Genomic DNA, 948 nt, shown 5'->3' with positions numbered 1-948 from the left:
GGAGCAATGATCGAAACCTGTGGATGAGCCTTGATGAGGTGGCGTGAAAGTGGGCGCACCTTCCCGAGGATGATCATCACGGAATCAGGTATTCGATCAAGACCGGCGTTGGCGCGCTGGTTGGGAAGGTACGCCCTTGCTCACGGTAGTTCACGACTCGGATTCAGCCAACGGCGGTGACGGAGGCGCTGGCCGGTCGCTGTTGGATGAGATTGTTCGCGATGGTGCCCGGCAGATGCTGGCCGCGGCGTTGGCCGCCGAGGTCGCCGCGTATGTCGACCAGTTCGCTGACCAACTCGACGAGAACGGACGCCGGTTGGTGGTGCGCAACGGGTACCACCAGCCCCGCGACGTGCTGACCGCCGCTGGTGCGGTCGAGGTCACCGCGCCGCGGGTGAACGACAAACGGATTGATCCCGATTCTGGTGAGCGACAGCGGTTTTCTTCGGCGATCTTGCCGGCCTGGGCGCGCAAGTCCCCGCAGATCAGCGAGGTGCTGCCGCTGTTGTACCTGCATGGGTTGTCCAGCGGGGATTTCGGGCCCGCGTTGGAGCAGTTCTTGGGTTCGGGGGCTGGGTTGTCGGCGAGCACGATCACGCGGCTGACCGCGCAGTGGCAAGACGAGGCTGCGGCGTTCGGTCGCCGGGATTTGTCGGGTACCGACTATGTCTACCTGTGGGTCGACGGGATCCACCTCAAGGTCCGCCTGGAGCAGATCAAGCTGTGTCTGCTGGTGATGATCGGGGTGCGCGCCGATGGCCGCAAGGAGCTGGTCGCGATCAGCGACGGATTTCGGGAATCCGGTGAGTCGTGGGCCGACCTGCTCCGGGATTGCCGCCGCCGTGGGATGACCGCTCCGGTGCTGGCTGTCGGCGACGGAGCACTCGGGTTCTGGAAGGCGGTCCGGGAGGTGTTCCCGGCAACCCGAGAGCAGCGATGCTGGTTTCA

The 948-nt window shown here is 64.8% G+C and carries 1 protein-coding gene; it reads left to right on the top strand.

Going from position 1 to position 948, the window contains the following annotated elements:
• Nucleotides 1-136: 136 nt before the first annotated feature.
• Nucleotides 137-948: IS256 family transposase (locus tag BST27_RS30595; RefSeq protein WP_139805507.1), on the top strand; the 812-nt coding region annotated here is incomplete at its 3' end.

This window comes from Mycobacterium intermedium (assembly GCF_002086275.1).
In the GTDB taxonomy this organism is placed as follows: Bacteria; Actinomycetota; Actinomycetes; order Mycobacteriales; family Mycobacteriaceae; genus Mycobacterium; species Mycobacterium intermedium.
Note: the sequence above shows the minus strand (reverse complement) of the source record. Positions and strands in the feature narration are given on the sequence as shown.